20 protein-coding genes are annotated in these 24861 nt (G+C 66.1%); 4 read left to right on the top strand and 16 right to left on the bottom strand.

Features of this window, described 5'->3' with window-relative positions; translation table 11 throughout:
• Window positions 1-10: 10 nt before the first annotated feature.
• From K5H97_RS20250 to K5H97_RS20235, 4 genes are all read right to left on the bottom strand, one after another.
• Entirely contained in the window at window positions 11-1135 is a 1125-nt protein-coding gene (locus tag K5H97_RS20250) for an FAD-dependent oxidoreductase (protein WP_028692822.1), read from the bottom strand.
• Window positions 1132-3075 (bottom strand): asparagine synthase (glutamine-hydrolyzing), encoded by a 1944-nt coding sequence (gene asnB, locus K5H97_RS20245; RefSeq protein WP_028692823.1) that lies wholly within the window; start codon window positions 3073-3075, stop codon window positions 1132-1134. Before asnB ends, K5H97_RS20250 begins: the two co-directional genes overlap by 4 nt.
• An 80-nt stretch (window positions 3076-3155) precedes the next feature.
• Window positions 3156-3938 (bottom strand): enoyl-CoA hydratase-related protein, encoded by a 783-nt coding sequence (locus tag K5H97_RS20240; RefSeq protein WP_028692824.1) that lies wholly within the window; start codon window positions 3936-3938, stop codon window positions 3156-3158.
• 5 nt (window positions 3939-3943) lie between these two features.
• Window positions 3944-5131: a hydroxymethylglutaryl-CoA synthase gene (locus K5H97_RS20235; RefSeq protein WP_028692825.1), complete on the bottom strand. Its 1188-nt coding sequence runs from the start codon at window positions 5129-5131 to the stop codon at window positions 3944-3946.
• Window positions 5132-5710: 579 nt separating this feature from the next.
• On the opposite strand from K5H97_RS20235, the gene K5H97_RS20230 reads away from it, so the two are divergent.
• The 3 genes from K5H97_RS20230 (at window position 5711) to K5H97_RS20220 (ending at window position 7637) form a co-directional block, all read left to right on the top strand.
• Entirely contained in the window at window positions 5711-6607 is an 897-nt protein-coding gene (locus K5H97_RS20230; RefSeq protein ID WP_052896062.1) for a LysR family transcriptional regulator, read from the top strand.
• A 554-nt stretch (window positions 6608-7161) separates the two neighbouring features.
• Window positions 7162-7401 (top strand): hypothetical protein, encoded by a 240-nt coding sequence (locus tag K5H97_RS20225; RefSeq protein ID WP_036986827.1) that lies wholly within the window; start codon window positions 7162-7164, stop codon window positions 7399-7401.
• On the top strand, window positions 7398-7637 hold the full coding sequence (locus K5H97_RS20220) for a DUF3077 domain-containing protein (RefSeq protein WP_028692826.1): 240 nt from the start codon (window positions 7398-7400) through the stop codon (window positions 7635-7637). The genes K5H97_RS20225 and K5H97_RS20220 overlap by 4 nt, the downstream gene beginning before the upstream one ends.
• A gap of 84 nt (window positions 7638-7721) precedes the next feature.
• Here K5H97_RS20220 and K5H97_RS20215 read toward each other — a convergent pair whose 3' ends face one another.
• The 4 genes from K5H97_RS20215 to K5H97_RS20200 form a co-directional block, all read right to left on the bottom strand.
• Window positions 7722-9089 carry a TolC family outer membrane protein gene (locus K5H97_RS20215; protein ID WP_036986828.1) on the bottom strand — a complete coding sequence of 456 codons (1368 nt, stop codon included), beginning with the start codon at window positions 9087-9089 and terminating at the stop codon, window positions 7722-7724.
• 78 nt (window positions 9090-9167) lie between these two features.
• Window positions 9168-12245, bottom strand: coding sequence for a MexW/MexI family multidrug efflux RND transporter permease subunit (locus tag K5H97_RS20210; RefSeq protein ID WP_028692827.1), 3078 nt, complete (start codon window positions 12243-12245; stop codon window positions 9168-9170).
• Between the two features lie 36 nt (window positions 12246-12281).
• Window positions 12282-13385: an efflux RND transporter periplasmic adaptor subunit gene (locus K5H97_RS20205; RefSeq protein WP_051555770.1), complete on the bottom strand. Its 1104-nt coding sequence runs from the start codon at window positions 13383-13385 to the stop codon at window positions 12282-12284.
• On the bottom strand, window positions 13382-14035 hold the full coding sequence (locus K5H97_RS20200; RefSeq protein ID WP_028692828.1) for a DsbA family oxidoreductase: 654 nt from the start codon (window positions 14033-14035) through the stop codon (window positions 13382-13384). The genes K5H97_RS20205 and K5H97_RS20200 overlap by 4 nt, the downstream gene beginning before the upstream one ends.
• Window positions 14036-14196: 161 nt before the next feature.
• Between K5H97_RS20200 and K5H97_RS20195 the strand changes: the two genes are divergently transcribed.
• Window positions 14197-15126, top strand: a complete 930-nt coding sequence (locus K5H97_RS20195; protein ID WP_028692829.1) for a class I SAM-dependent methyltransferase — start codon at window positions 14197-14199, stop codon at window positions 15124-15126.
• A 15-nt stretch (window positions 15127-15141) separates the two neighbouring features.
• Here the strand turns inward: K5H97_RS20195 and K5H97_RS20190 are convergent, their stop codons facing one another.
• The 8 genes from K5H97_RS20190 to gcl form a co-directional block, all read right to left on the bottom strand.
• The gene (locus K5H97_RS20190) at window positions 15142-16140 is read right to left on the bottom strand and encodes a sulfate ABC transporter substrate-binding protein (RefSeq protein ID WP_028692830.1); all 999 of its coding nucleotides are present in this window, start codon (window positions 16138-16140) and stop codon (window positions 15142-15144) included.
• Between the two features lie 123 nt (window positions 16141-16263).
• Window positions 16264-17085: an ion transporter gene (locus K5H97_RS20185; protein WP_028692831.1), complete on the bottom strand. Its 822-nt coding sequence runs from the start codon at window positions 17083-17085 to the stop codon at window positions 16264-16266.
• 45 nt (window positions 17086-17130) lie between these two features.
• Window positions 17131-18006 (bottom strand): urea transporter, encoded by an 876-nt coding sequence (locus tag K5H97_RS20180; protein WP_028692832.1) that lies wholly within the window; start codon window positions 18004-18006, stop codon window positions 17131-17133.
• Between the two features lie 208 nt (window positions 18007-18214).
• Complete coding sequence (pyk, locus tag K5H97_RS20175; RefSeq protein ID WP_028692833.1) at window positions 18215-19630, bottom strand: pyruvate kinase; 1416 nt, start codon at window positions 19628-19630, stop codon at window positions 18215-18217.
• Window positions 19627-20901 (bottom strand): glycerate kinase type-2 family protein, encoded by a 1275-nt coding sequence (locus tag K5H97_RS20170; protein WP_028692834.1) that lies wholly within the window; start codon window positions 20899-20901, stop codon window positions 19627-19629. The genes pyk and K5H97_RS20170 overlap by 4 nt, the downstream gene beginning before the upstream one ends.
• Window positions 20902-21143: 242 nt before the next feature.
• Window positions 21144-22037 (bottom strand): 2-hydroxy-3-oxopropionate reductase, encoded by an 894-nt coding sequence (locus K5H97_RS20165; protein WP_028692835.1) that lies wholly within the window; start codon window positions 22035-22037, stop codon window positions 21144-21146.
• Window positions 22038-22217: 180 nt separating this feature from the next.
• Window positions 22218-23000 (bottom strand): hydroxypyruvate isomerase, encoded by a 783-nt coding sequence (gene hyi, locus K5H97_RS20160; RefSeq protein WP_028692836.1) that lies wholly within the window; start codon window positions 22998-23000, stop codon window positions 22218-22220.
• A 54-nt stretch (window positions 23001-23054) separates the two neighbouring features.
• Window positions 23055-24830 (bottom strand): glyoxylate carboligase, encoded by a 1776-nt coding sequence (gcl, locus tag K5H97_RS20155; RefSeq protein WP_011532933.1) that lies wholly within the window; start codon window positions 24828-24830, stop codon window positions 23055-23057.
• Window positions 24831-24861 lie beyond the last annotated feature (31 nt).

Raw genomic sequence — 24861 nt, 5'->3', positions numbered from 1 at the left:
GGCGATCTCCTCAGAACACCGTGGTCAGGGCCAGGTCGTGGAAGCGCTCGACGATCGGCCGGATCCGCGAGGAGGTCATGGCGCTGTCCTCCTCGAAGTAGTACAGGTCGGTCATGTCGCGCATCACTTCCAGCATCACCCGCGAGCGCTCGGCGGCGCGGATCTCGTAGCGCTGCAGGGCGCTGTCGAGGCGCTCGTCGCAGCAGCCGACCAGGGCCTGGGCGAGCATGAAGGCGTTCTCCAGGCCCAGGGTCAGGCCGTAGCCGAGGGTCGGCAGCATGGCGTGGATGCTGTCGCCAAGCATCACCACGCGGCCGTTCTGCCAGCAGCCGGCGCCGGTCAGCGCCATCATCTTGTGGGTGAGGATCTGCTCGTGCTCGGTGGCCTCCATCATCCGCACCACATCCGGCGGCAGGTCGGCGAACAGCCGCACCAGGCCGTCGCGGTCGAGCAGCGGCTGGTTGCGGTGCTGGTAGGCGGCGAACCAGTAGCGGTACGGGCGGTCGGCCGCCAGCGGGTAGGTGACCACCCGCGAGAACTCCGAGGCGAAGATCTGGCAACGGTCGGGCAGCAGCAGCGGCGAGTCGAACTCGACCATGCCGCGGCTGGCCACCAGGCCCGTGTCGTAGGGCGTCAGGCCCGGTTCCAGGCACTGGCGCACGGTGGAACCGACGCCGTCGCTGCCGATCACCAGGTCGAAGTCTTCCTGTTCGCCATTGCTGAAGGTGACCCGTGCCTGTTCACCGACCTTCTCCACCTTCTCGCAGCCCATCTGGTAGCGGATCTGCCCGGGGGCCAGGCGTTCGCGCAGCAGGCCGAACAGCTCGGGACGCGGGAACATCACCGCCGGCGCCGGGATCCCCAGGCCGTCCGGGCGCACCGGCTGGCTGTGGATCAGGCGACCGTCGCGGCCATGGGTGTCGAGGAACTCGATGGCCTTGCCGCGGCCGATGAACCCGGTGTCGTTGAACAGGAAGCGCAGCACCTGCACGCCCTGGGGCCAGACGTAGATACCGGTGCCCGAGTCGCGCGGGCCATTGGCCCGCTCGTACACCGTGGCCTCGAGGCCGAAGCGCTTGAGAATCAGGGCGCAGGCCAAGCCATTGAGGCCGGCGCCGATGATCGCGATCTTCATGCGGCCACCTCGTTCAAGGTGTTCCAGCTCTGGCCACTCATGCGGTAGCGGCGTTGCAGCAGGCACAGGCTGGTCAGCTCCATCAGCATCGGGTCGAGCAGGCCCTGTTCCTGGGCGCTGAGGGTCGGCAGCTGCTTGAGCAGGGTGCGGACCTTGGCCGCGTCGAAGAACGGCAGGGCGTCCAGGTCACGGCTGTGCAGGGTGTCCTGCACCAGTTGCCACAGGCGGCCTTGCTGCTGCAGGGTGGCCGGCGGGGCGCGGAAGTAGTGCTTCTTGCGCTCGTACAGGGCCTTGGGCAGGTAAGGGCGCATGGCTTCGCGGAACACGTACTTCTCGGTGGCGCCGCGCACCTTCATCCACACCGGCAGTTGGCAGGCCAGTTCGACCACGTGGTGGTCGAGCAGCGGCACGCGGCCTTCGATGCTGTTGGCCATCTCCATGCGGTCGCCCAGGGTGGTGAGGACGAAGTTCGGCAGGTACGACTTGGCCCACAGGTACATGGAGTTGTGCACCGGGTCGCGGTCGGCGAGCTTGCCGTGGTCGAGGCGGTCGAAGAACTGGCGATACGGGTCGACACCGGTGAAGTGGTCGCGGAAGTCACCGCGGTACAGGCTCTCCAGGGCCTTGAACCAGCCGGCCTGGTTGTCCAGCCACGACACGCCGTGCTTGAGCTGGTCGACCATCCAGTGGATGTCGTGGGGCATGTGCGCGTTGGTGTAGCCCTGCTCGTTGGCCTGGATGCGCTGGCGCAGCAGGTCGATGACTTTCGGGTCTTGTTGTTCGTTGTTGTACAGCAGCATGTCGCGGCGGAAGTGCGGGTAGCCGGCGAACACTTCGTCGGCGCCTTCGCCGGTCAGCACCACCTTCAGGCCGGCCTTGCGCACTTCCTTGCTGAGGATGTACTTGGCCACGCCGTGGGCATTGAAGAACGGCGTCTCGTTGTGCCACACGGCCTGCTCGAAGTTGTCCGCCAGGTCGTCCTGGGTGATCTCGATGGTGTGGAAGCGCGCGCCGTTGTGCTCGGCGGCCATGCGCGCGAAACGGTTCTCGTCGTAGTCGTCCATGTCGGTGAACGACAGGTTGAAGGCGTCCAGCGGCTCGCCCTTGAGGGCGGTGGCCATGCCCAGCATCGCCGAGGAGTCGATGCCGCCGCTCAGGTACACGCCCATCGGCACGTCGGCGCGCAGGCGCAGGCGCACCGCTTCTTCGATGGCGGCGCGCACGGATTCGATCATGCCGGCCTCGTCGCTCGGCGCCGGGGTGTCGCGGCGGGCGAATTCCATGTCCCAGTAGCGGCCGCTGTGCAGGCCGCCGTGGTCGACCATCACCCAGCAGCCCGGCTGTACGCTGCGCACGCCTTCGAACAGGGTGTGGTCGCGCAGGTAGAAGGCGCGACTGGCGTAGGCGTTCTCGTCCCAGGTCGGGTTGACGCCGGCGGCCAGCAGGGCCTTGATCTCGGAGGCGAAGTACCAGTTGCCTTCATGCTGGGTGTAGAACAGCGGCTTGATGCCCAGGCGGTCGCGCACCGCCAGCATCAGGCGGCGACGGCGGTCGAACAGGACCATGGCGAACTCGCCGCGCAGCTCCTTGAGCCCGGCCATGCCGGAGCGGCGGTACAGGTGCAGGGCGATTTCGCTGTCCGAGGCGGTCTTGAAGATCGCGCCTTCGGCCTGCAGTTCGGCACGGATGCGCTCGTGGTCGTAGAACTCGCCGTTGACGATCACCGCCAGGTCGCCTTCGTCGGCGACGATCGGCTGCATGCCGTTGTCCAGGCCGATGATGCTCAGGCGGGTGTGGCCGAGCACGGCGCGCTCGCCCGGGTCACGCCACAGGCTGTGCTCGTCCGGGCCGCGGTGGTTGATGGCGGCCAGGGCGTCGAGGATCGACTGGTCGCTGATGCTGTTGCGTTTGGACTGGTAGACACCGATGAAACCACACATGGCAAAATCCTTTTCTCATAGGTCGGGCGTCGTCGGCGACGCCGGAACGGCGCGGGCTTCGTGGTCCGCGCACCCAGGGTTCATTGCGCCCAGTCGGGGCGGCTGCGTTCGAAGAAGGCGGCAAGACCGTGCTGGCCCTCGCTGGAAGTGCGCAGGCGGGCGATCAGTTGCAGGTTGCAACCCTGCTCGTCGAGCAGGTGGTCGCGGCCTGCCAGGCGCGCCAGCATCTGCTTGATCTCGCGACTGGCCTGGGGGCCGGTCTGCAGCAGGGTGGCCAGCCAGCGGTCGCGGGCCTGCGCCAGCTCGGCGGCGGGCACCAGGCGGTGGACCAGCTGCAGGCGCAGCGCGTCCTCGGCGCCGAACACCTCGGCCGAGAGCATGTAGCGCCGTGCCTGGCGCACGCCCATGGCGCGCACCACGTAGGGGCTGATCAAGGCCGGGGCCAGGCCCAGGCGCGCCTCGCTGAAGCAGAACCGCGCATCCTCGGCGGCCAGCACGTGGTCGGCGCAGCACAGCAGGCCCAAAGCCCCGCCGAACACCGCGCCGCGGGCCAGCATCAGCACCGGCACCGGGAAATCGTCCAGGCGCTGCAGGACGTTGGCCAGCAGGCTGGCGTCCTCCAGGTTGCGCGCATGGTCGAACTCGCGGCTGCGGCGCATCCACTCCAGGTCCGCCCCGGTGCACAGGTGCTCGCCGGCGCCGTCGAGCACCAGGGCGCGCAGCCCCGGGTGCTCGGCGAGGGCCTGCAGCTGCTCGTGCAAGGCCCCGAGCAGGGCCTCGTCGAGGGCGTTGCCGGCATGCGGACGGTTCAGGGTCAGGCAGGCGACCGCGGGTTGCGGCCAGCTCAGCAGCACGTCGCTCATGGTCGTCAGCTCGCCATCTTCAGGGACAGGGCGGTGCTCTCGTACTGACGGCGATAGCCCTCGCAACCGCCGTAGCGGAACGCGCCGCCGGTGACGTACGGCGTGCTGTAGTCGGCCACGGCCGGTTGGTTGTCGCCGTAGAACCAGCTGCTGTACTGCTCATGGCCCAGGCGGGTGCGGCTGGCCAGCATGCGCGCATGCGCCTTGCGCCGCGAATGGGCCTGGTAGCCCGGCACCACGGTGGCGCTGAAGAACTCGCCGACGCTGCCCGAACCGTAGCTGAACAGGCCGATGTTGCGCCCGGTCAGGTCCTCGTCGCTGTTGTCCAGCAGCGACAGCAGGGCGATGTACAGCGAGGCGGTGTAGCAGTTGCCGATGGCCTTGCCGTACAGCTGGCTGGTGGAGTAGGCCTTCTCGCCCAGGGCCTTGGCTGCTTCAGGCTCGATCGCCTCGAACACCGAGAAAGCCTTCTTCGCCATCTTGGTGAACGGCTGGTGGAAGCACAGGAAGCTCATGTCTTCCAGGCCCAGGCCGCCGTCGGCGCGGTAGCTCTGCCAGGCGTTGCGCAGCGACTCCAGGTAGACCTCGATCGACAGCTTGCCGTCGACCAGCGCGGTGCTGCGCAGGTTCGGCCGCCAGAAGTCCGAGACGTCCAGGCTGTAGCGGCCCTGGTGCGGGTGCAGCTCCAGCAGGCGCGGGTTCTCGGCCACGATCATGGCCACGGCGCCGGCGCCCTGGGTGCATTCGCCCTCGGAGTTCTGCTCGTAGCGGGCGATGTCGGTGGCGATCACCAGCACCTTTTCGTGAGGACGCTGGGCGACCAGTGCGCGGGCCATCTGCAAGCCGGCGGTGGCGCCGTAGCAGGCCTGCTTGAACTCCACCACGCGGCAGTCGGCGCGCAGGCCGAGCAGGCTGTGGACGAACAGGCCGGCGGCCTTGGACTGGTCGATGCCGCTCTCGGTGGCGAGGATCACCGTGGCGATCGAGGCGCGGGTGGCGTCATCGAGCAGCGGCAGGGCGGCGTTGGCCGCCAGGGTCACGATGTCTTCGTCAGGGGCCGGCACGGCCATGAACTCCTGGCCGATGCCGACCAGGTACTTCTGCGGATCGATACCATGCCGTTCGGCAAGTTCTTCCAGTGCGAAAAAGTGTTGCGGTACAGACAGCCCAATATCATCAATGCCGATTTTCATGTGTATGCCCAATTATTTTTCACTGTTGAAAAAATCCCAAAATACACAACCGGTCTTGTTGTTCCGGTGCCAGTCCCTGCTGGCCATTTAATTATTGCGGCTGAAGCTTTTGCCAAAAAAAGCGAATAATTCCGATGGGATTGATGACGCCTGTTCATGGTTTTTTTGGCTATTAAGTTATGCGTTTTTTAGTGCGCGCAGGCGCAGGCCCCGTGCTGCCACGCGGCTTCCATAAAGGTTTGGGAGAGGGTGTTGAACAATATGGCAATTAAAATTTTCAATTAAATTAATATGAAAATTTTATGGCGTTATCGCCGCATACTTTGCCGTGTTGTTCCGGCTGTTGGTTTAGGCCGTATCGCGTGTGCATCTCTGCATGGGGGACGCTCCTTGTCCATTATTCATCCATTAGTGCCGGACACTGTCCGGGACGTTGTTGTCGCACGAAGTGGCCTGGGCGAATAGTGACAAAAAGTGCGTGCATCGCGGCATGGTCTTCATGTGTCGTGCGCAGCTGTGGTACAACGCCGCAGGACACAGGATTCGTCGCCCGGTTTTCGGGTACACAAGGAGGTGATGGTGTTTTCCAAGATCAGTCTCGATCAGTGGCGCGCGTTCGTCTGCACGGTCGAGTGCGGCGGTTTCCAGCAGGCCGGCGAGCACATGTACAAGTCGCAGTCGGCCATCAGCCACTCGGTCAACCGCATGGAAATGCTCCTGGGCCAGGAGCTGTTCATCATCGAAGGCCGCAAGGCCGTACTCACCTCCCTGGGCAAGGCCCTGCTGCCCCAGGCCAAGCACCTGCTGGGGGCGGCGCAGAAGCTCGAACACCTGGCCAACCAGTACCAGCCGGGGCTGTTTACCGAGCAGGCGCTGGCGGTGGATGTGCTGTTCCCCATCGAATTGCTGCAACAGGCATTGCAGGAGTTTGCCCTGGAGTACAAGGATCACCGTATCCGCCTGTACGAAACGGCATTGTCCGGGGCCCGCGAGCTGCTGGAGGATGGCAAGGTCGAGCTGGGCATCGCCAGCAGCCTGCCTTCCGGTTACCTGCAGGAGTTCCTGCTCAATGTCTCGCTGGTCTGCGTGGTGGGGGCCAGCCACCCGCTGAGCGCGGCGCAGGGGGAGTTGAGCCTGGACGACATGAAGAACCACCGGCAGGTGGTGATCCGCGATTCCGGCACGCGCAATTCGCAGAACAGTGGCTGGCTGGGGACCTCGCAGCGCTGGACGGTGAGCAGCCTGGCGGCGGCCGAGAGCTTCGTCGAGCGGGGGATGGGCTTTGCCTGGTTGCCGGAGCATCGGGTGCAGCAGGGGCTGGCGCAAGGGCGGTTGGTGCGGGTCAACCTGCAGCATCAGCGGGAGCGGGAGGTGCCGATGTACATGGGGTATCCCGAGGAGTACCGGCACAGTCCCGAGGTGCGGTTGCTGGCGCAGATACTGCGGGAGCGGTGTCGGGAGTATCGGCCGGGGTGATTGTTGGGGCAGCTTGATGTGCGCTTCATTGCGGTGTCGATTCCAGGTCCCCGCCGTTCAAGGTGTTCTGAGTCAGCGTTTGGCTTTAGCTCGCCGGGGCCGCTACGCGGCCCTTTCGCGACACAAGGCCGCTCCCACAGGATATGTGCCGGTTCTGCCATGGCGCGGTCCCTGTGGGAGCGGCCTTGTGTCGTGAAAGGGCTGCGCAGCAGCCCCGGCCATCTCGAACACTGTCAGATGTTTCCGAACCTGAAACCAAATGCTTCAGCCGGCAAAGCTTGGGAACTATCCTACGCGCTTGCCGGAAGCTGCTGCGTTGTCGGGGAAATACCCCACGGATAACTTCACTGGGTCGCCATATCAGGTGACCGGGTGTGAGAACCCGAGGCGTAAAGTATCGGCAATCCAGTTATGGCAGCCGTGCCCGGGCAGACTTCGGTCTGGCCGAGTTTCTCTTGCGCCTCGGTTTCTCACCCCGTGCACGGCTGCCACCCTTTGTCCCGTGAGAAAGGCGCCGGAGGGCAGCATTCTTGAACTGCGCAGGAGTGTTGACCATGAAAAAGATCGTCCCAGACCCACCCCGTCTAGCCCCCTTCATCGCTATCCGCCCGACCCTCACCCGCGAAGAAGCCATGGCTGCCGCCGTCGAAGTGGCCACCGCCATTTCCGATGTCCTCGATATCTACTTCAAGACCGACCCTGGCGAAGCCCAGGACCGTCTGTTCGCCGCCAGCGACTACCTCGGCCAGCTGGCCTGTGCCTTGCTCGAACACAAGCCAGAGGTGCAGCCATGACCAACGCACGTACCGCAGGCCGGACCCGCTGCATGGACCTGTTCAAGGTCGAGCCGGGCATTCCCTTCGCGGATGCCTTCAGCGAGTTGTCGGTGCTGCTTGGCTGCATTCGCCACCTCACCTGCGAGGCCGAGATGGAAGGCGACCTGATGGCGGGCAGCGCAGCGCGCATGTTGAGCGCCATGGCCAAGGCGTTGATCGATGACATGGAGCTTGGTATGAACCGCCGCTGTTGATCCGATGGCCCTATCGCGGGGCAAGTCGCAGCGCCGGTGCGCCGCTGCGACTTGCCCCGCGATAGGGCCGGTGTTGCCAATACCTTACCCGCGCAAATCACTCGGCAGGAAATCCCGCTCCGGCTCGTAGTCCAGCTTCAGATACCCCGCCAGCTCACGCAGGTCATCCGGGCTCAGGCTGCCGGCTTGTTGCTTCAGGCGCAGGCTGTCGACGATGTACGCATAGCGCGAGACGTTGTAGTCGCGCACCGCGTTGTACAGGTCGCGCTGGGCATCGAGGATATCGACGATGTTGCGGCTGCCCACCTCATACCCCGCCTCGGTGGCCCGCAACGAGCCCTGGCTGGAGATGATGCTCTGGCGCCGCGCGCGCACCTGCTCGACATCGCTGACCACCGCGCGGAAGGCGTTGCGCGACCCTTCCAGCACCTCGCGTTCGAGGCTGGTGCGGCCGTACTCGGTGCGCGCCAGCTCATGGGTGGCCTGGCGTACCCGCGCGCTGGTGCCGCCGCCGCTGAACAGCGGCAGCTTCATCTGCACCATCACCGAGCTGTCGCGCTGGTTGCCGGAGCGCTGGCCGAAGTGCGCGCTGGAATCCATCAGGTCGCTGTCGCCCTCGGCGTAGCCCATGGCCAGGTTGAAGGTCGGCAGGTGATCGGCCTTGCTGCTGCGCAGGGTCTGGCCGGCCTGGCTGACGGCGGCCTGGCTGGCGCGCAGGCGCAGGTTCTGCGCCATGGCCTGTTCGACCCAGGCCTCGGCGCGCGCGGGCACCGGCGCTTGCACCGGCAGGCTGTGACGGATCCCGGCCAATGCCGGTTGCGCCTGCCCGGTCAGGCGCATCAGCGCCTGGTAGGCGTCTTCGCTGCGGCGCTGGCTGTCGATCAGGTTGGCGCTGGCGCGGTCGAAGCTGGCCTGGGCCGAGAGCATGTCGTTCTGGTCGGACAGGCCGGCTTCGTAGCTCAGCCGGGTCTGCTGCAACTGGCGGTCGAAGGCGCGCAGCTCGGCCTTGGCGGTGGCCAGGTTGTCCTCGGCCAGCAGGGTGTCGAAGTAGCGGCTGGCGGTGTCGAGGATCAGTTGCTGCTGGAACGCCGAGAAGTCCAGTTCGGCCTGTTCGTTCTCGGACTGCGCGGCCTTGAAGTCGAACCAGCGGCTGAGGTCGAACAGCGGCTGGTCGAGGCTCAGGCGGTACAGGCTGCCACTGCGCTGTTCGACCTGGCGGCGGTCGCTGCGCACGTCGCCGGCCTCGGCATCCAGGGCCACCTGCGGCAGCAGGCGGGCGCGGGCCAGGGGCACGGCCTCGCGGCGGGCCAGGTAGTTCTCGCGGGCGGCGGCCATGTCGCTGTTGTGCTCGACCACCTGGGCGTACACCGACATCAGCGTCGCACGCTCGGCGGCAACGGCCTGGGCCAGGGGCGCCAGGAACAGCAGGGACAGAAGGGTCTTACGTAGCATGTCGTTTCTCTTTATCCGGGCCGGCCGCTCCCAGGGGCAGCCGATCACGGCTGCCACAGGGGAGGGCGGGCGAAGGGGTCAGGCCGGCTGGGTGTAGGCGGCCAGTTCCTGCAGGCGTGGGTCTTCGCTGGCGCGGTGGTCCTTGGCCAGCAGCGAGTACACGGTGGGCAGGATGAACAGGGTGAACAGCGTGCCGACCAGCATGCCGATGACGATCACCAGGCCCAGGCTGAAGCGGCTGTGGGCACCGGCGCCGCTGGCCAGCAGCAGCGGGACCAGGCCCACCACCATGGCCGCGGTGGTCATCAGGATCGGCCGCAGGCGTATCTGCGCGGCGCGCTCGATGGCCGTGCGGCGGTCGAGCTGGTCGGCCTGCTGCAGCTCGTTGGCGAACTCGACCATGAGGATGCCGTGCTTGCTGATCAGGCCGACCAGGGTCACCAGGCCGATCTGCGTGTAGATGTTTACCGTGGCGTAGCCCAGGTACAGCGGGATCAGCGCGCCGCACACCGACATCGGCACGCTGACCAGGATCACCAGCGGGTCGCGCAGGCTTTCGAACTGCGCCGCCAGCACCAGGTAGATGACCAGGATGGCGAAGATGAACGTCACCACCAGGGCGCTGCCTTCCTGGACGAACTGGCGCGCATCGGACAGCCAGTCATGGCTGAAGCCGGTGGGCAGGGCATTGGCCTGGGCGGCGAGGAACTGCACGGCGTCGCCGATGCTCACGCCCGGCGCCGGCACCGCCTGCAGGGTGGCCGAGTTGAGCTGGTTGAACTGGGTCAGCTTGTTGGGCTCGATCGACATGTCGAAGCTGACCAGGGTCGACAGCGGCACCTGGGCGCCGTTGGCGGCCTTGACGTACTGGCCGACCAGCATTTCCGCCGACAGGCGCTGGGCCCGTGCCACCTGCGGGATCACGTCGTAGGAGCGGCCGTCGAGGGCGAAGCGGTTGACGTAGTTCTCGCCCACCAGCACCGCCAGGGCGTCGCCGATGGCCTGCATGCTGATGCCCAGGTCGTTGGCCTTGCTGCGGTCGATGTTGATGTTGACCAGCGGGCTGTTGAAGTCCAGGTCGCTGTCGACCACGGCGAACAGGCCGCTGGCCATGGCCGCCTGCTTGATCTTGTCCATGGCGTCGAACACCACGCGGTGGTCCTGGGAACTCTGGATCACCATCTGCACCGGCAGGCCGCCGGTGGAGCCGGGCAGCGGCGGCAGCTGGAAGGCGAAGATGGCCACGCCCTCGATCTCGCCGACGGCTTTCTGGATCTCGGCCTGCAGCTGGTCGGCGCTGCGCTGGCGCTTTTCCCAGGTGCTCAGGTTGGCGCCGCCGAACGCGGTGCGCGGGCCGTCGTTGCCGTTGACCACCCAGGTGATGTCGGTTTCCGGGAAGGTGGCGAACAGGCGGTCCATGCGGTGCGCGTACATCTCGGTGTAGTCGATGTTGGCGTACTGCGGCGCCTTGGCCACCGCCAGCACCTGGGCCTGGTCCTCGACCGGCGCCAGTTCGCGCTGGGCGCCGAGGTAGAGGATCGGCAGGCTGACGAACACCGCCGCGGCAATTGCCAGGGTCAGCCAGCGGTGGTGCAGGGACACGTCCAGCACGCGTCCGTAGCCCTTGCCCAGCCACTGGAAGAAGCGCTCGGCGCCACGGGCCATCGGCCCTTCGCTGGCCTGGCGGTTGAGCAGGAAGGCGCTCATCACCGGCGACAGGGTCAGCGCCACCACGCCGGACACCACCACGGCGCCGGCGAGGGTGAAGGCGAATTCCTTGAACAGCGCGCCGGTCAGCCCGCCCATCAGGCCGATCGGGGCGTACACCGCGGCCAGGGTCAGGGTCATGGCGATCACCGGGCCTGCGATCTCGCGGGCGCCGACCAAGGCTGCCTGCAACGGCGACTTGCCTTCCTCGATATGGCGGTGGACGTTCTCCACCACGACGATGGCGTCGTCCACCACCAGGCCGATGGCCAGGACCATCGACAGCAGGGTCAGCAGGTTGATGCTGAAACCGAACAGGCTCATGATCGCCGCCGCGCCGATCAGCGACAGCGGGATGGTCACCAGCGGGATCAGCACGCTGCGCAGCGAGCCGAGGAACAGGAAGATCACCACGGCGACGATCACCACGGCCTCGATCAGGGTCTTGACCACTTCATCGATGGACGCCTGGATAAAGCGTGCCACCTCGAACACGATGTTGGCGGTCATGCCCGGCGGCATGGTCTCGCGGATCTGCGGCATCATCTCCTGCACCGCGCCGACGATGGTCAGCGGGTTGCCGGCGGGGGTGGCGTGCAGGCCGATGAACACCGCCGGCTCGCCGTCCATGATGCCGCTGGTGTCATAGGAGGTGGCGCCGAGCTCGGCGGTGCCGATGTCGCTCAGGCGGATCAGCGTGTCGCCGTCGCGGCGCACCACCATCTGGCGGAACTGGTCGACGCTGGTCAGGTCGGTGTTGATGTTGATGTTGGCCGAGACGTACTGGCCCTTGGTCTGGCCGGGGGCGGCCTGGAAGTTGTTCTGGCGGATGGCCTCGGCCACGTCGCTGGCCGACAGGTTGCGCGCGGCCATGCGCGCCGGGTCCAGCCACAGGCGCATGGCCAGCTTCTGGCCGCCGAGGATCTGCGCTTCGGCCACGCCGTCGATGGCCGCCAGGCGCGGCTGCACCACGCGGGAGATATAGTCGGTGATCGCCGGCAGGCCAATGTCCTTGCTCGAGAAGCCGACGTAGATCACCGCCGTGCCTTCACCGGAGGACTTGGCCACCACCGAGTCGTAGGCGCCTTCGGGCAGGCGGTACTTGACCTGGTTGACGGCGGCCATGATCTCGGTGAGGGCCTTGTTGGAGTCGGCGTTGAGCTTCAGGCGCACGCTGATCACGCTCTTGCCCTGGGTCGAGGTCGAGCTCAGGTAGTCGACGCCGTCGACCGAGGCCACGGCTTGCGAGATGGGCTGGGTGACGAAGCCCTGCATCAGCTGCGAGCGGGCGCCGGGGTATTCGGTGGTGATGGTGATGGTCGCGCTTTCCAGCTGCGGGTACTGGCGGATCGGCAGGTTCAGCAGCGCCAGCAGGCCAAGCATGACGATCATCGCGCAGACCACCAGGGTCAGTACCGGGCGGCGGATGAACAGGTCGGTGAATTTCATGGTGCTACAGGTCCTTTTCAGTGGCACGCAAACCCATTACTGCTGGGCCAGGTCCGGCTTGCGCGTGGTGCTGGCGGCCAGGGTGTCGTCGGTGACCCGCACCGGCATGCCATTGCTCAAGCGGATCTGCCCGGACACCACCACGCGGTCGCCCGGCGTCAGTGCGTCGAGCACCACCACGCGGTCGTCGCGACGGGCGCCGAGCTTGACGAACACCTGCTCCACGCGCAGCGCGCCGTCCTTCTCGCGCAGCACGTACAGCGAGTTGCCGTAGGCGCTGTAGCTGATCGCCGTTTCCGGCACGCTGAGCACGTCGGCGTGGCTCGGCAGCTCGATGCTGACGTTGGCGAACATGCCCGGCTTGAGTTGCTGGCCGGGGTTGTCGAGGGTCGCTTGCACCTGCATGGAGCGGGCGCCCGGGTCGATCTGCGGCTCCAGGGTGGTCACCGCTGCGACAAAGCGCTGCTGCGGCCAGGCGTCGACCTTGAGGGTGATGGCCTGGCCGGCCTGCAGGGCGGCGGCGGACTGCTCGGGGAGCGGGAAGTTGACGTGCAGGCGCGACAGCTCGGTGAGGGTCACCAGGCTGTCGCCGGGGCTGACGTACTGGCCGAGGTTGACCTTGCGGATACCCAGCACGCCGGCGAACGGGGCGCGGATGGTCTTCTGCGCGATCTGCGCCTGGACCTGGGCGATCTCGCCGAGCAACTGGTCATAGTTGGCCTGGGCCTGGTCCAACTGGGCCTGGGTGGAGGCCAGCGGCAGCACCTTGCGCGTGCGTTCCAGGGCCAGCTTGGCGTTCTTGGCCTGGGCCTGCAGCTTGGCCAGCTCGCCGCGCTCGGGCGCGTCGTTGAGCTTGACCAACACCTGGCCTGCGGCCACGGCCTTGCCGGCGGTGAACTCCAGGGCGGTGATGCGCCCGCCGACTTCCGGCGAGACATTGACCTGGTGCACCGCCTCCAGGGTGCCGACGGCGCTGAGCACCTGCGGCATGGGGCCGGACTGCACCCGGGCGACCGCCACCGGGGTGGCGTTGGCCTGGGCGGCGGGGGCGTCGTTGGCCACCACTGCCGGGGCGGGCAGCAGGGCCATGGCCAGCAACGACAGGGAAGTGCCGGCGGCGATCCAGTAACGGTTTTTCATTGGGCGGCTCCTTGCGCCTGGTTCTGGTTGGCACGGACCTGGATGAAGGTCTGGCGCAGCTGCTCGAGGCTCAGGGCGCCGGGGATGAGGTAACGGCCATCGATCACCAGGCTGGGCACCGAACTGATGCCCAGACGCCGGCCCAGGGCCAGCTCTTCATCGAGCATCTGCGGGGCCTGCTGGTCGAATGCGGTGGCGAAGGCCTGCGGGTCGAAGCCGGCCTCGGCGGCCACGGCCAGCACGGTGGCGCGGTCGCCGATGTTGCGGGCCTGCACCAGGTGGGCTTCCTGCAGGCGGTCGAACATACGCTCGTGGCCTTCGTTGCCGCCCAGCGCCTTGGCGGTCTGGCAGGCGAGGCCCGAGAGCAGGCCGGTGGGGTATTCGAAGTCCTGCTGGCGCATGGCTTCGATGTTGATGCGCTTGATGTCCTCGGCGCGCGAGCACGACAGCCAGTGGCTGAGGATGGTTTCCTTGGCCTTGGGCATTGAGCCGAAGCGCTCGACCATCGCCTCGCGGCTGGTCTGCAGGATGAAGCTGCGGTGCTGGATGTCCAGGTTGAGTTCGTCCTGCAACTGCTTGAGGCGCGGGGCGAGGACGAAGCACCAGCCGCAGACGACATCGTGGAAGAATTCGACTTTCAGGGGTGACATGGCAGTGATCCGGTTTCAGGGAGGGATGGCCGCACTATCCACAGCGCCCCGGCAAGAAAAAAGCGACAAAAGTGCCGCAAACCCTCTCATCCCCTTCATTGATGACCGCCCGGCCCGGCATTGAGCGGGTAGAATGGCGCTTTTGCCTGACCGTAGCCGACATGAGCCCAGCCATCGCCACCCTCGAGCAGCACCTGCTCGCCGCCCTCGACCCCGCCCCTCTGGAGACCCGCCGCCTGTTCCATGGCCGTGGCCGTTGCTGGTCGGGACTCGAGCAGATCACCGTCGACTGGCTCGACGGCGTGTTGCTGGTGGCGCTGTTCCGTGAGCCGCCCGAGGGCCAGCTGGCCGAGCTCGAAGCGATGCTGATGGCGCTGGCCGAGCGCCCGCAGTGGACCGGCCAGGCCATCCTGCTGCAGCACCGCTACCTGCCGGACAGCCCTGGCCAGTGGTTGTGGGGCGAGCCGTGCCAGCAGCGCGAGGTGGTCGAGGATGGCCTGAAGTACCTGCTCGACCTGGGCGTGCGCCAGAACAACGGCCTGTTCCTCGACATGCGCTATGGCCGACGCTGGGTACGCGAGCAGGCGGCCGGCAAGCGCGTACTCAACCTGTTCGCCTACACCTGCGGCTTTTCGGTGGCGGCGATCGCCGGCGGCGCCGAGCAGGTGGTCAACCTGGACATGGCCAAGTCGGCGCTGTCCCGGGGCCGCGACAATCACCGACTCAACGGCCATGACGCCTCGCGGGTCGCGTACCTGGGGCATGAGCTGTTCAAGTCATGGGGCAAGGTGCGCAAGTACGGGCCGTATGACCTGATCATCATCGACCCGCCGACCTTCCAGCGCGGCAGCTTCGTGCTGACCCAGGACTACGCCAAGATCCTTCGGCGTTTGCCGGAGTTGTTGACTGAAGGCGGTACGGTGCTGGCCTGCGTCAACGATCCGGGGATCGGGCCGCAGTTTCTCATCGAGGGGATGGCCGAGCAGGCGCCGGGGCTGGTGTTTGTCGAGCGGCTTAAGAATCCGCCGGAGTTTCCGGATGCGGATCCGGAGGGTGGCCTGAAGGCGCTGGTGTTCCGCCAGCAGGCCTGACCCGGCGAACGGCGGTTACTTGTTGGTATAGATCTGGTCGAACACGCCACCGTCATTGAAGTGGGTCTTCTGCACGGTGCGCCAGTCGCCGAAGGTTTTTTCAACGGACAGGAAGTCGACTTTCGGGAAGCGGTCGGTGTACTTGGCCAGCACGGTGGCGTCACGCGGGCGCAGGTAGTTGTTGGCGGCGATTTCCTGGGCCTCGGGCGACCACAGGTACTTCAGGTATTCCTCGGCCACGGCCTGGGTGCCTTTCTTGGCTACCACCTTGTCCACCACGCTCACCGGCGGCTCGGCCTCGGCCGACACACTCGGGTAGATCACTTCGAACTGGTCGCGGCCGAACTCGCGGGCGATCATCTCGGCCTCGTTCTCGAAGGTCACCAGCACGTCGCCGATCTGGTTGGTCATGAAGGTGGTGGTGGCGGCGCGGCCACCGGTGTCCAGGACCGGCGCCTGCTTGAACAGCTTGCCGACGAAGTCGCGGGCCTTGGTTTCGTCACCGCCCTGCTTGAGCACGTAGCCCCAGGCCGAGAGGTAGGTATAGCGGCCGTTACCCGAGGTCTTTGGGTTGGGCACGATCACCTGCACGCCGTCCTTGAGCAGGTCCGGCCAGTCCTTCAGCGCCTTGGGGTTGCCCTTGCGCACGATGAACACGGTGGCCGAGGTGAACGGCGCGCTGTTGTTCGGCAGGCGGCTCACCCAGTTGTCCGGCACCAGCTTGCCGTTGTCGGCCAGGGCGTTGATGTCGGTGGCCATGTTCATGGTGATCACGTCGGCCGGCAGGCCATCGATCACCGCGCGCGCCTGCTTGCTCGAGCCGCCGAAGGACATCTGCACATTGACCTTCTCCTTGTGCTCGGCCTCCCAGTGCTTCTGGAACGCCGGGTTGTAGTCCTTGTAGAAGTCGCGCATCACGTCGTAGGAGACGTTGAGCAGGGTCGGGGCGGCCTGGGCGAGGTTGCCCAGGGCCAGGCCCGCGGCGAGCAGCGAGGCGCTGAAGAGTTTTTTCACTGGGGGCATTCCTTGTTCTGATTCAAAGGGTTGGCGATATGCCAGCGACTATAGCGTTTGGCGCTTTGGTCGCTAAAGATCAAATGGCTCTTTGCTTATGCTTGCCCCGCCTTGGGACGCTGCCTATTGCTTTGGAAACAACGCATTGCCACAGCGCGAACAGAACGCCGCGCCATGCTCGTGGTGGTGCTTGGCGCAGGTCGGGCAGTCATGCTGCAACTGCTCGCCACGCAGGGCATTGGCCAGTTCGGCGGTGAAGATGCCGGTGGGCACGGCAATGATCGAGTAACCGGTGATCATCACCAGCGACGACAGCACCTGCCCCAGCGGCGTCTTCGGCACGATATCGCCGAAGCCTACCGTGGTCAGGGTGACAATGGCCCAGTAGATGCCCTTGGGAATGCTGGTAAAGCCGTGCTCCGGCCCTTCGATCACGTACATCAGCGTGCCGAACACCGTGACCAGGGTCGACACGCTGACCAGGAACACGATGATCTTCTGCTTGCTGCCTTGCAGCGCCGCCAGCAGGTAGTGGGCCTGCTTCAGATAGGGGCTGAGCTTGAGCACGCGGAAGATCCGCAGCATGCGGATCACCCGGATGATCAGCAGGTACTGGGCGTCGCTGTAGTACAGGGCGATGATCCCCGGCACGATCGCCAGCAGGTCGACCAGCCCGTAGAAGCTGAAGGCATAGCGCAGCGGCTTGGGCGAGCAGTACAGGCGGGTGATGTACTCGGCGAGGAAGATCGCCGTGAAACCCCACTCGATGCCGGCCAGCAGCCCGGCGTAGTTCTGGTGAACATCGTCGATGCTGTCGAGGATCACCGTGACCAGGCTGGCGAGGATGATCAGCAGGAGGATCTTGTCGAAGCGTCTTCCAGCGACGGTGTCGGTCTGGAAGACGATGACGTAGAGCCGCTCGCGCAGGCTCGAAGGGTTGTCCATGGGCGCGTTCCATTGTGCGAATGGGCAGAGCCTAGGGGCTGTGTTTCAGCTGTGCAAGCGAGGCGCGTTACGGCGCTGGTTGAGCTGGGCCAGATGGTTGCCCAGGTGCATCAGCCAGCAGGCGGTGACGAACGGCGCGGTCAGCCCGGCGAGCGGTAGCAGGTTGAACAGTGGCTGTAGCAGCAAGGCACAGGCGATGGCGAGCAAGGTCACCCAGGGTTTCTCGCCCTGGCGGCTGAAGGCCAGCGCGGCCAGTGCCGCATTGAAGCCATAAAGCCCCAACCAGGCCCCTTGCGCTTCACCGGCCAGCAGCGCGACCCCGCCGCCGATGGCCGAGCCGATCACCGCCCAGGTGGCGGCATAGGGGTTGGCGAAGTACATGCCGATGACGATCAGCAGGCCGGCCATGGGCTTGTCGAGCAAAAAGATCTGCCCCACGCCGCGCAGCAGGGCATACACAGGGTCTGCCTCGACATAGCCGTTGGCCGACGGCTCGGCCAGCAGCAGGGTGGCCCAGCCTAGCAGCACGAAGGGCGCGGTGTAGGCGATCAGCAGCTTGCCGCCTCGCTTGCGCCACTGGTGGGTGAGCATGCTCGACAGGCCGCCGGCGGCGATGATCAGCGGCGGCAGGATCGCCGACCAGGGCAGCACGGCGCTGATCAGGATGCCGATCAGCACGCCGTTGTAGCAATACAGCCCGGCCTGGCGGTCGGCGCGTTCGTAGCCGCGGCGCTGGGCGGTGAGCAGGCCGGCGAGGGCGCCAAGCAGGGCACCGCCGACCAGGTTCGGAGCGGTCAGCAGGATGGCCAGCAGGCAGCACAGGCCGCACAGGGGATTGCGCAGCAGCAGCACCTGGCTGAAGCCGTTGAGCAAGGCCGTGGCCCAGTCCGGGCACGGGTTGACGAAATTCTTGGTGTACATGGGCAGTCGGTAAAGTGGGTGGGGGAGCGGTGGGCCTCTTTGGGCCTCGGGTTATCCGCAGTTCTGTTGCATCGGTGTACGGGGAGGGCTGCGCCCTCCTTTCGCGACACAAGGCCGCTCCCACAGGGATCGTGTGTTCAGGCCTGGGTGTGATCCCTGTGGGAGCGGCCTTGTGTCGCGAAAGGGGCGCACAGCGCCCCCGGCGATCTCAGACCAAGGTCTCGATGCGCAGCGTATTAGTCGAACCCGGCTTGCCGAAAGGCACACCGGCGGTGATCAGCAGCGTGTCGCCACGGCTGGCCATGCCTTGCGCCTGGGCGATCTCCAGCGCCGTGGAGACCACCTCGTCGACCTGGCGCAGGCGGTCGTTGACCACCGAGTGCACGCCCCAGGTCACGCTCAGGCGGCGCGCGGTGTTGAGGTTCGGCGTCAGGTTGAGGATCGGCGCCCGTGGCCGCTCGCGGGCGGCGCGCAGGGTCGAGGCCCCCGACTCGCTGTAGTTGACCAGCACCGCCACCGGCAGGATGCCGCTGATACGGCGGATCGCGCAGCTGATGGCATCGGATACCGTGGCTTCGGCCTTGGGCCGGCCGACGTCGAGCTGGGCCTGGTAGTCCGGGCCGTTTTCCACCTGGCGGATGATCTTGCTCATCATCTGCACTGCTTCCAGCGGGTAGTCGCCCGAGGCGGTCTCGGCCGACAACATCACAGCATCGGCACCTTCGGCCACGGCGTTGGCCACGTCGGTAACTTCGGCGCGGGTCGGGGCCGGGGAGAAGCGCATCGATTCAAGCATCTGCGTGGCCACCACCACCGGCTTGCCCAGCTGACGGCAGGTATTGATGATGCCCTTCTGGATCTGCGGCACGCTCTCGGCCGGCACTTCCACGCCGAGGTCGCCACGGGCGACCATGATCGCGTCGGACAGCTCGGCAATGGCCTGCAACTGCTCGACCGCCGAGGGCTTCTCGATCTTGGCCATCAGGTAGGCGCGCTCACCGATCAGCTGGCGGGCCTCGACGATGTCCTCAGGGCGCTGGACGAACGACAGCGCCACCCAGTCCACGCCAAGCTCCAGGCCGAAGGCCAGGTCGCGGCGGTCCTTTTCGGTCAGCGGGGAGAGGTCCAGCACCGCCTGGGGCACGTTGACGCCCTTGCGGTCGGACAACTCGCCACCGGCCAGCACTTCGGTGTCGATGGCGTCGCCGTGCTTGGCGGTGACGCGCAGGCGCAGCTTGCCGTCATCGAGCAGCAGGTCCATGCCCGGCTCCAGCGCGGCGATGATCTCCGGATGTGGGAGGTTGACCCGGCGGCTGTCGCCCGGGGTCTTGTCCAGGTCCAGGCGCAGGGCCTGGCCGCGTTGCAGCTGGACCTTGCCGTCGGCGAAGCGGCCGACCCGCAGCTTCGGCCCCTGCAGGTCCATGAGGATGCCCAGCGGGTAGTTGAGCTGCTGCTCGACTTCGCGGATCCACTGGTAGCGCAGGGCGTGGTCGGCGTGCTCGCCGTGGCTGAAGTTGAGACGGAAGATGTTCACCCCGGCCTCGACCAGTTGGCGGATGTCATCGATGCCTTTGATCGCAGGCCCGAGGGTGGCGAGGATTTTGACTTTTTTATCAGGCGTCATGATTGCGGAGTCTCGAGGATCAGGATGGCACGGAAGTCGTTGACGTTGGTGCGGGTCGGCTCGGTGACGATCAGCGCGTCGAGGGCGGCGAAGTAGCCATAGCCGTTGTTGTTGTCCAGCTCATCGCTGGCCGACAGGCCCAGGGCCTCGGCGCGGGCGAAGCTGTCCGGGGTCATGAAGGCGCCGGCGTTGTCCTCCGAACCGTCGATGCCGTCGGTGTCGCCGGCCAGGGCGTACACACCCGGCAGGCCCTTGAGGCTTTCGGTGAGGCTGAGCAGGAACTCGGCGTTGCGCCCGCCACGACCGTTGCCGCGCACGGTGACGGTGGTCTCGCCGCCGGAGAGGATCACGCAGGGGGCCTTGAGCGGTTGGCCGTGCAGGACGATCTGCCGGGCGATGCCGGCATGCACCTTGGCCACCTCGCGCGACTCGCCCTCCAGGTCGCCGAGGATCAGCGGGCTGAAGCCGGCCTGGCGGGCTTTCACCGCGGCGGCCTCCAGCGACTGCTGGGGCCTGGCGATCAGCTGGAAGTGGCTGCGCGCCAGGGCCGGGTCATCGGCCTTGACGGTCTCGGAGGCCGGGTTGTTGAGCCAGTCGATGACGGCCTTGGGCGCGTCGATGTTGTAGCGCTTGATGATCGCCAGGGCGTCGGCCGAGGTGCTCGGGTCGGCCACGGTGGGGCCGGAGGCGATGACCGTGGCGAGGTCACCGGGTACGTCGGAAATCGCGTAGGTGTAGACGGTGGCCGGCCAGCAGGCCTTGGCCAGGCGGCCGCCCTTGATCGCCGAGAGGTGCTTGCGCACGCAGTTCATCTCGCCGATGGTGGCGCCGGATTTGAGCAGGGCCTTGTTGATCTGCTGCTTGTCGGCCAGGGTCAGGCCTTCGGCGGGCAGGGCCAGCAGGGCCGAGCCGCCGCCGGACAGCAGGAAGATGACGCGGTCGTCTTCGCTCAAGTTGCTGACCAGGTCGAGCACGCGCTTGGCCACGGCCAGGCCTGCGGCATCGGGGACCGGGTGGGCGGCTTCGACCACCTCGATCTTCTGGCAGCTGGCGCCATGGCCGTAGCGGGTGACCACCAGGCCAGAGACTTCGCCTTGCCAGCTCTTTTCGACCACTTCGGCCATGGCGGCGGCGGCCTTGCCGGCACCGATGACGATGACCCGGCCGCTACGGTCGGCGGGCAGGTGGGGTTCGAGGACCTGACGGGGGTGGGCGGCGGCGATGGCTGTGTCGAACAGCTCGCGCAGGAGTTTTTGTGGATCGACCGACATGGCAGGCTCCCAGATTCTTGTTGTTTTGCACAATCGAAAACGCCCCTGGAACTGCCTCCGTGCAGGCCGAACCAGGGGCGGGTGTTGCTCGGTGTCATCACTGGACCTGTGGTTGCAGGTTCAGCGGTGTTGGATCTGGAATCGTGGGGGCGCTTTGCGCCCCTTTCGCGACACAAGGCCGCTCCTACAGGGGATTGCGTACCGCCTGTAGAGCGGGCTGCACAGCAGCCCCCGGATTCAAATCACTTGTCGTCGCGGATCGAGAAGTTGGCCATGTGCTCGAGGCCCTTGATCAGCGCCGAGTGGTCCCAGTTGCCGCCGCCCAGCGCCACGCAGGTGCTGAACACTTGCTGGGCGTTGGAGGTGTTGGGCAGGTTGATGCCCAGTTCCTTGGCGCCTTGCAGGGCCAGGTTCAGGTCCTTCTGGTGCAGGTTGATGCGGAAGCCCGGATCGAAGGTGCCCTTGATCATGCGCTCGGCGTGTACTTCGAGGATCTTCGACGAGGCGAAGCCGCCCATCAGTGCTTCGCGCACCTTGGCCGGGTCGGCGCCGTTCTTGGCGGCGAACAGCAGGGCTTCGCCGACGGCCTGGATGTTCAGGGCGACGATGATCTGGTTGGCCACCTTGGCGGTCTGGCCGTCGCCGTTGCCGCCGACGCGGGTGATGTTCTTGCCCATGGCTTCGAACAGCGGCAGGGTACGCTCGAAGGCCTTCGGGCAGCCGCCGACCATGATGCTCAGGGTCGCGGCCTTGGCGCCGACTTCGCCGCCGGACACCGGGGCGTCCAGGTAGGCGGCGCCGGTGGCCTTGATCTTCTCGGCGAAGGCCTTGGTCGCGGTGGGGGAGATCGAGCTCATGTCGATCACCACCTTGTTCGGGCCGACGCCTTCGACGACGCCGTTCTCACCGAACAGGACGCTCTCGACTTGCGGGGTATCCGGGACCATGACGATGATGAACTCGGCTTCCTGGGCAACCTCTTTCGGGTTGGCCAGGGCCACGGCGCCGGCGGCGATCAGGTCGGCCGGTGCCGCGTCGTGGTGGGTGGAAACGAAGATGCTGTGACCTGCCTTTTGCAGGTTCTGGGCCATGGGCTTGCCCATGATGCCGGTGCCGAGGAAACCGATTTTAGCCATGAGAGTTCTGCCTCTTTGTATTTGTATGAACAGGCGACCAGGCCCCTGTAGGAGCGGCCTTGTGTCGCGAAAGGGGCGCGTAGCGGCCCCACGATCTCAGTCACGCCGGAAGATTGCCGGGGGCTGCTGCGCCGCCCTTTCGCGACACAAGGCCGCTCCTACAACAGTTCCGCGTGGGTCTTAAATTGCGTTGTGGGTCTTGAGCCAGCCCAGGCCCGCCTCGGTGGTGGTCTTGGGCTTGTACTCCGCGCCCACCCAGCCCTGGTAGCCGATGCGGTCCAGGTGCTCGAACAGGAAGCGGTAGTTGATCTCGCCGGTGCCCGGCTCGTGGCGGCCCGGGTTGTCGGCCAGCTGCACGTGGTTGATCAGCTTCAGGTTGGTTTCCAGGGTGCGGGCCAGGTCACCTTCCATGATCTGCATGTGGTAGATGTCGTACTGCAGGAACAGGTTGTCGCTGCCCACCTCGGCCTGGATCTCCAGGGCCTGTTTCGTGGTGTTCAGGTAGAAGCCCGGGATGTCGCGGGTGTTGATCATTTCCATGACCAGGCGGATCCCGGCGGCCTTGAGCTTGTCGGCGGCGTAGCGCAGGTTGTCGACGAAGGTCTTGCGCACGGTGGCGCAGTCCAGGCCCTCGGGGCGAATGCCGGCCAGGGCGTTGACCTGGGTGTTGCCCAGCACCTTGGCGTACTCGATGGCCTTGTCGACGCCAGCGCGGAACTCCTCGACGCGGTCGGGGTGGCAGGTGATGCCGCGCTCACCCTTGGACCAGTCGCCGGCCGGCAGGTTGAACAGCACCTGGGTCAGGCCGTGGGCGTCGAGCTGCTGCTTGATCTCGGCGGCGCTGAAATCGTACGGGAAGAGGTATTCGACACCGCTGAAACCAGCGTCGGCGGCGGCCTTGAAGCGGGCCAGGAAGTCCTGTTCGGTGAACAGCATGGACAGGTTGGCGGCGAAGCGAGGCATAAGTCGTCTCCTTGCGTTGAAGACCCCCGCGCAAGGCGCGGGGGCGTCAGGCGATCAGTCCAGCAGCGAGATGGCGGTCGGCGCGTCGTTGCCGACCAGGGCGAGGTCTTCGAACTCGTTGACCGCGTTGATCTCGGTGCCCATGGAAATGTTGGTCACGCGCTCGAGAATCACTTCGACCACCACCGGCACACGGAACTCTTCGGCCATCTTCTGCGCCTTGAGCAGGGCAGGAGCGATGTCGGCCGGTTCGAACACGCGCAGGGCCTTGCAGCCCAGGCCTTCGACCACGGCGACGTGGTCGACACCGTAGGTGGCGGCGTCGGTGGCGTTGATGTTCTCGAAGGCCAGTTGTACACAGTAATCCATGTCGAAGCCACGCTGGGCCTGGCGGATCAGGCCGAGGTAGGCATTGTTCACCAGCACGTGGACGTACGGCAGGTTGAACTGCGCGCCCACCGCCAGTTCTTCGATCATGAACTGGAAGTCGTAGTCACCGGAGAGCGCGACGACCTTGCGCTTCGGATCGGCCTTGACCACGCCGAGGGCGGCCGGGATGGTCCAGCCCAGCGGGCCGGCCTGGCCGCAGTTGATCCAGTGGCGTGGCTTGTACACGTGCAGGAACTGCGCGCCGGCGATCTGCGACAGGCCAATGGTGCTGACGTAGCAGGTGTCCTTGCCGAACACCTGGTTCATCTCTTCGTACACGCGCTGCGGCTTGACCGGCACGTTGTCGAAGTGGGTCTTGCGCTGCAGGGTGGCCTTGCGCTGCTGGCAGTCTTCCAGCCAGGCCTTGCGGCACTTGAGCTTGCCGGCGGCTTTCCACTCGCGGGCTACTTCCAGGAACACGTCCAGTGCCTTGCCAGCATCGGAAACGATACCCAGGTCCGGAGTGAATACGCGGCCGATCTGGGTCGGCTCGATGTCCACATGCACGAACTTGCGGCCTTCGGTGTAGACGTCGACGGAGCCGGTGTGGCGGTTGGCCCAGCGGTTGCCGATGCCGAACACCAGGTCGGATTTGAGCAGGGTGGCGTTGCCGTAGCGGTGCGAGGTCTGCAGGCCGACCATGCCGACCATCAGTTCGTGGTCGTCCGGGATGGTGCCCCAGCCCATCAGGGTCGGGATCACCGGCACGCCGGTCAGTTCGGCGAACTCGACCAGCTTGTCGCTGGCGTCGGCGTTGATGATGCCGCCACCGGCTACCAGCAGCGGGCGCTCGGCGTCATTGAGCAGGGCCAGGGCCTTCTCGGCCTGTACGCGGCTGGCTTGTGGCTTGTGTACTGGCAGCGGCTCGTAGGCGTCGATGTCGAATTCGATCTCGGCCATCTGTACGTCGAACGGCAGGTCGATCAGCACTGGGCCCGGGCGGCCGGTGCGCATTTCATAGAAGGCTTTCTGGAAGGCGTAGGGCACCTGACCTGGTTCCAGGACGGTGGTTGCCCACTTGGTCACCGGCTTGACGATGCTGGTGATGTCGACGGCCTGGAAGTCTTCCTTGTGCAGGCGTGCGCGCGGTGCCTGGCCGGTGATGCAGAGGATCGGGATGGAGTCGGCCGAGGCGCTGTACAGGCCGGTGACCATGTCGGTGCCGGCAGGGCCGGAGGTGCCGATGCACACACCGATGTTGCCCGGGTTGGCGCGGGTGTAGCCCTCGGCCATGTGCGAGGCACCTTCGACGTGGCGAGCGAGGACGTGATCGATGCCACCGACTTTCTTCAGGGCCGAGTACAGCGGGTTGATGGCAGCCCCCGGAATGCCGAACGCGGTATCTACACCTTCACGGCGCATGACCAGAACGGCTGCATCGATTGCTCTCATTTTGCTCATGGTTTGTGCCTCATCGATTTTGTAATTGTAT

This window comes from Pseudomonas mosselii (assembly GCF_019823065.1).
Lineage (GTDB): Bacteria > Pseudomonadota > Gammaproteobacteria > Pseudomonadales > Pseudomonadaceae > Aquipseudomonas > Aquipseudomonas mosselii.
The sequence above is the reverse complement of the archived record's forward strand: the minus strand, read 5'-3'. Positions and strand labels throughout refer to the sequence as shown.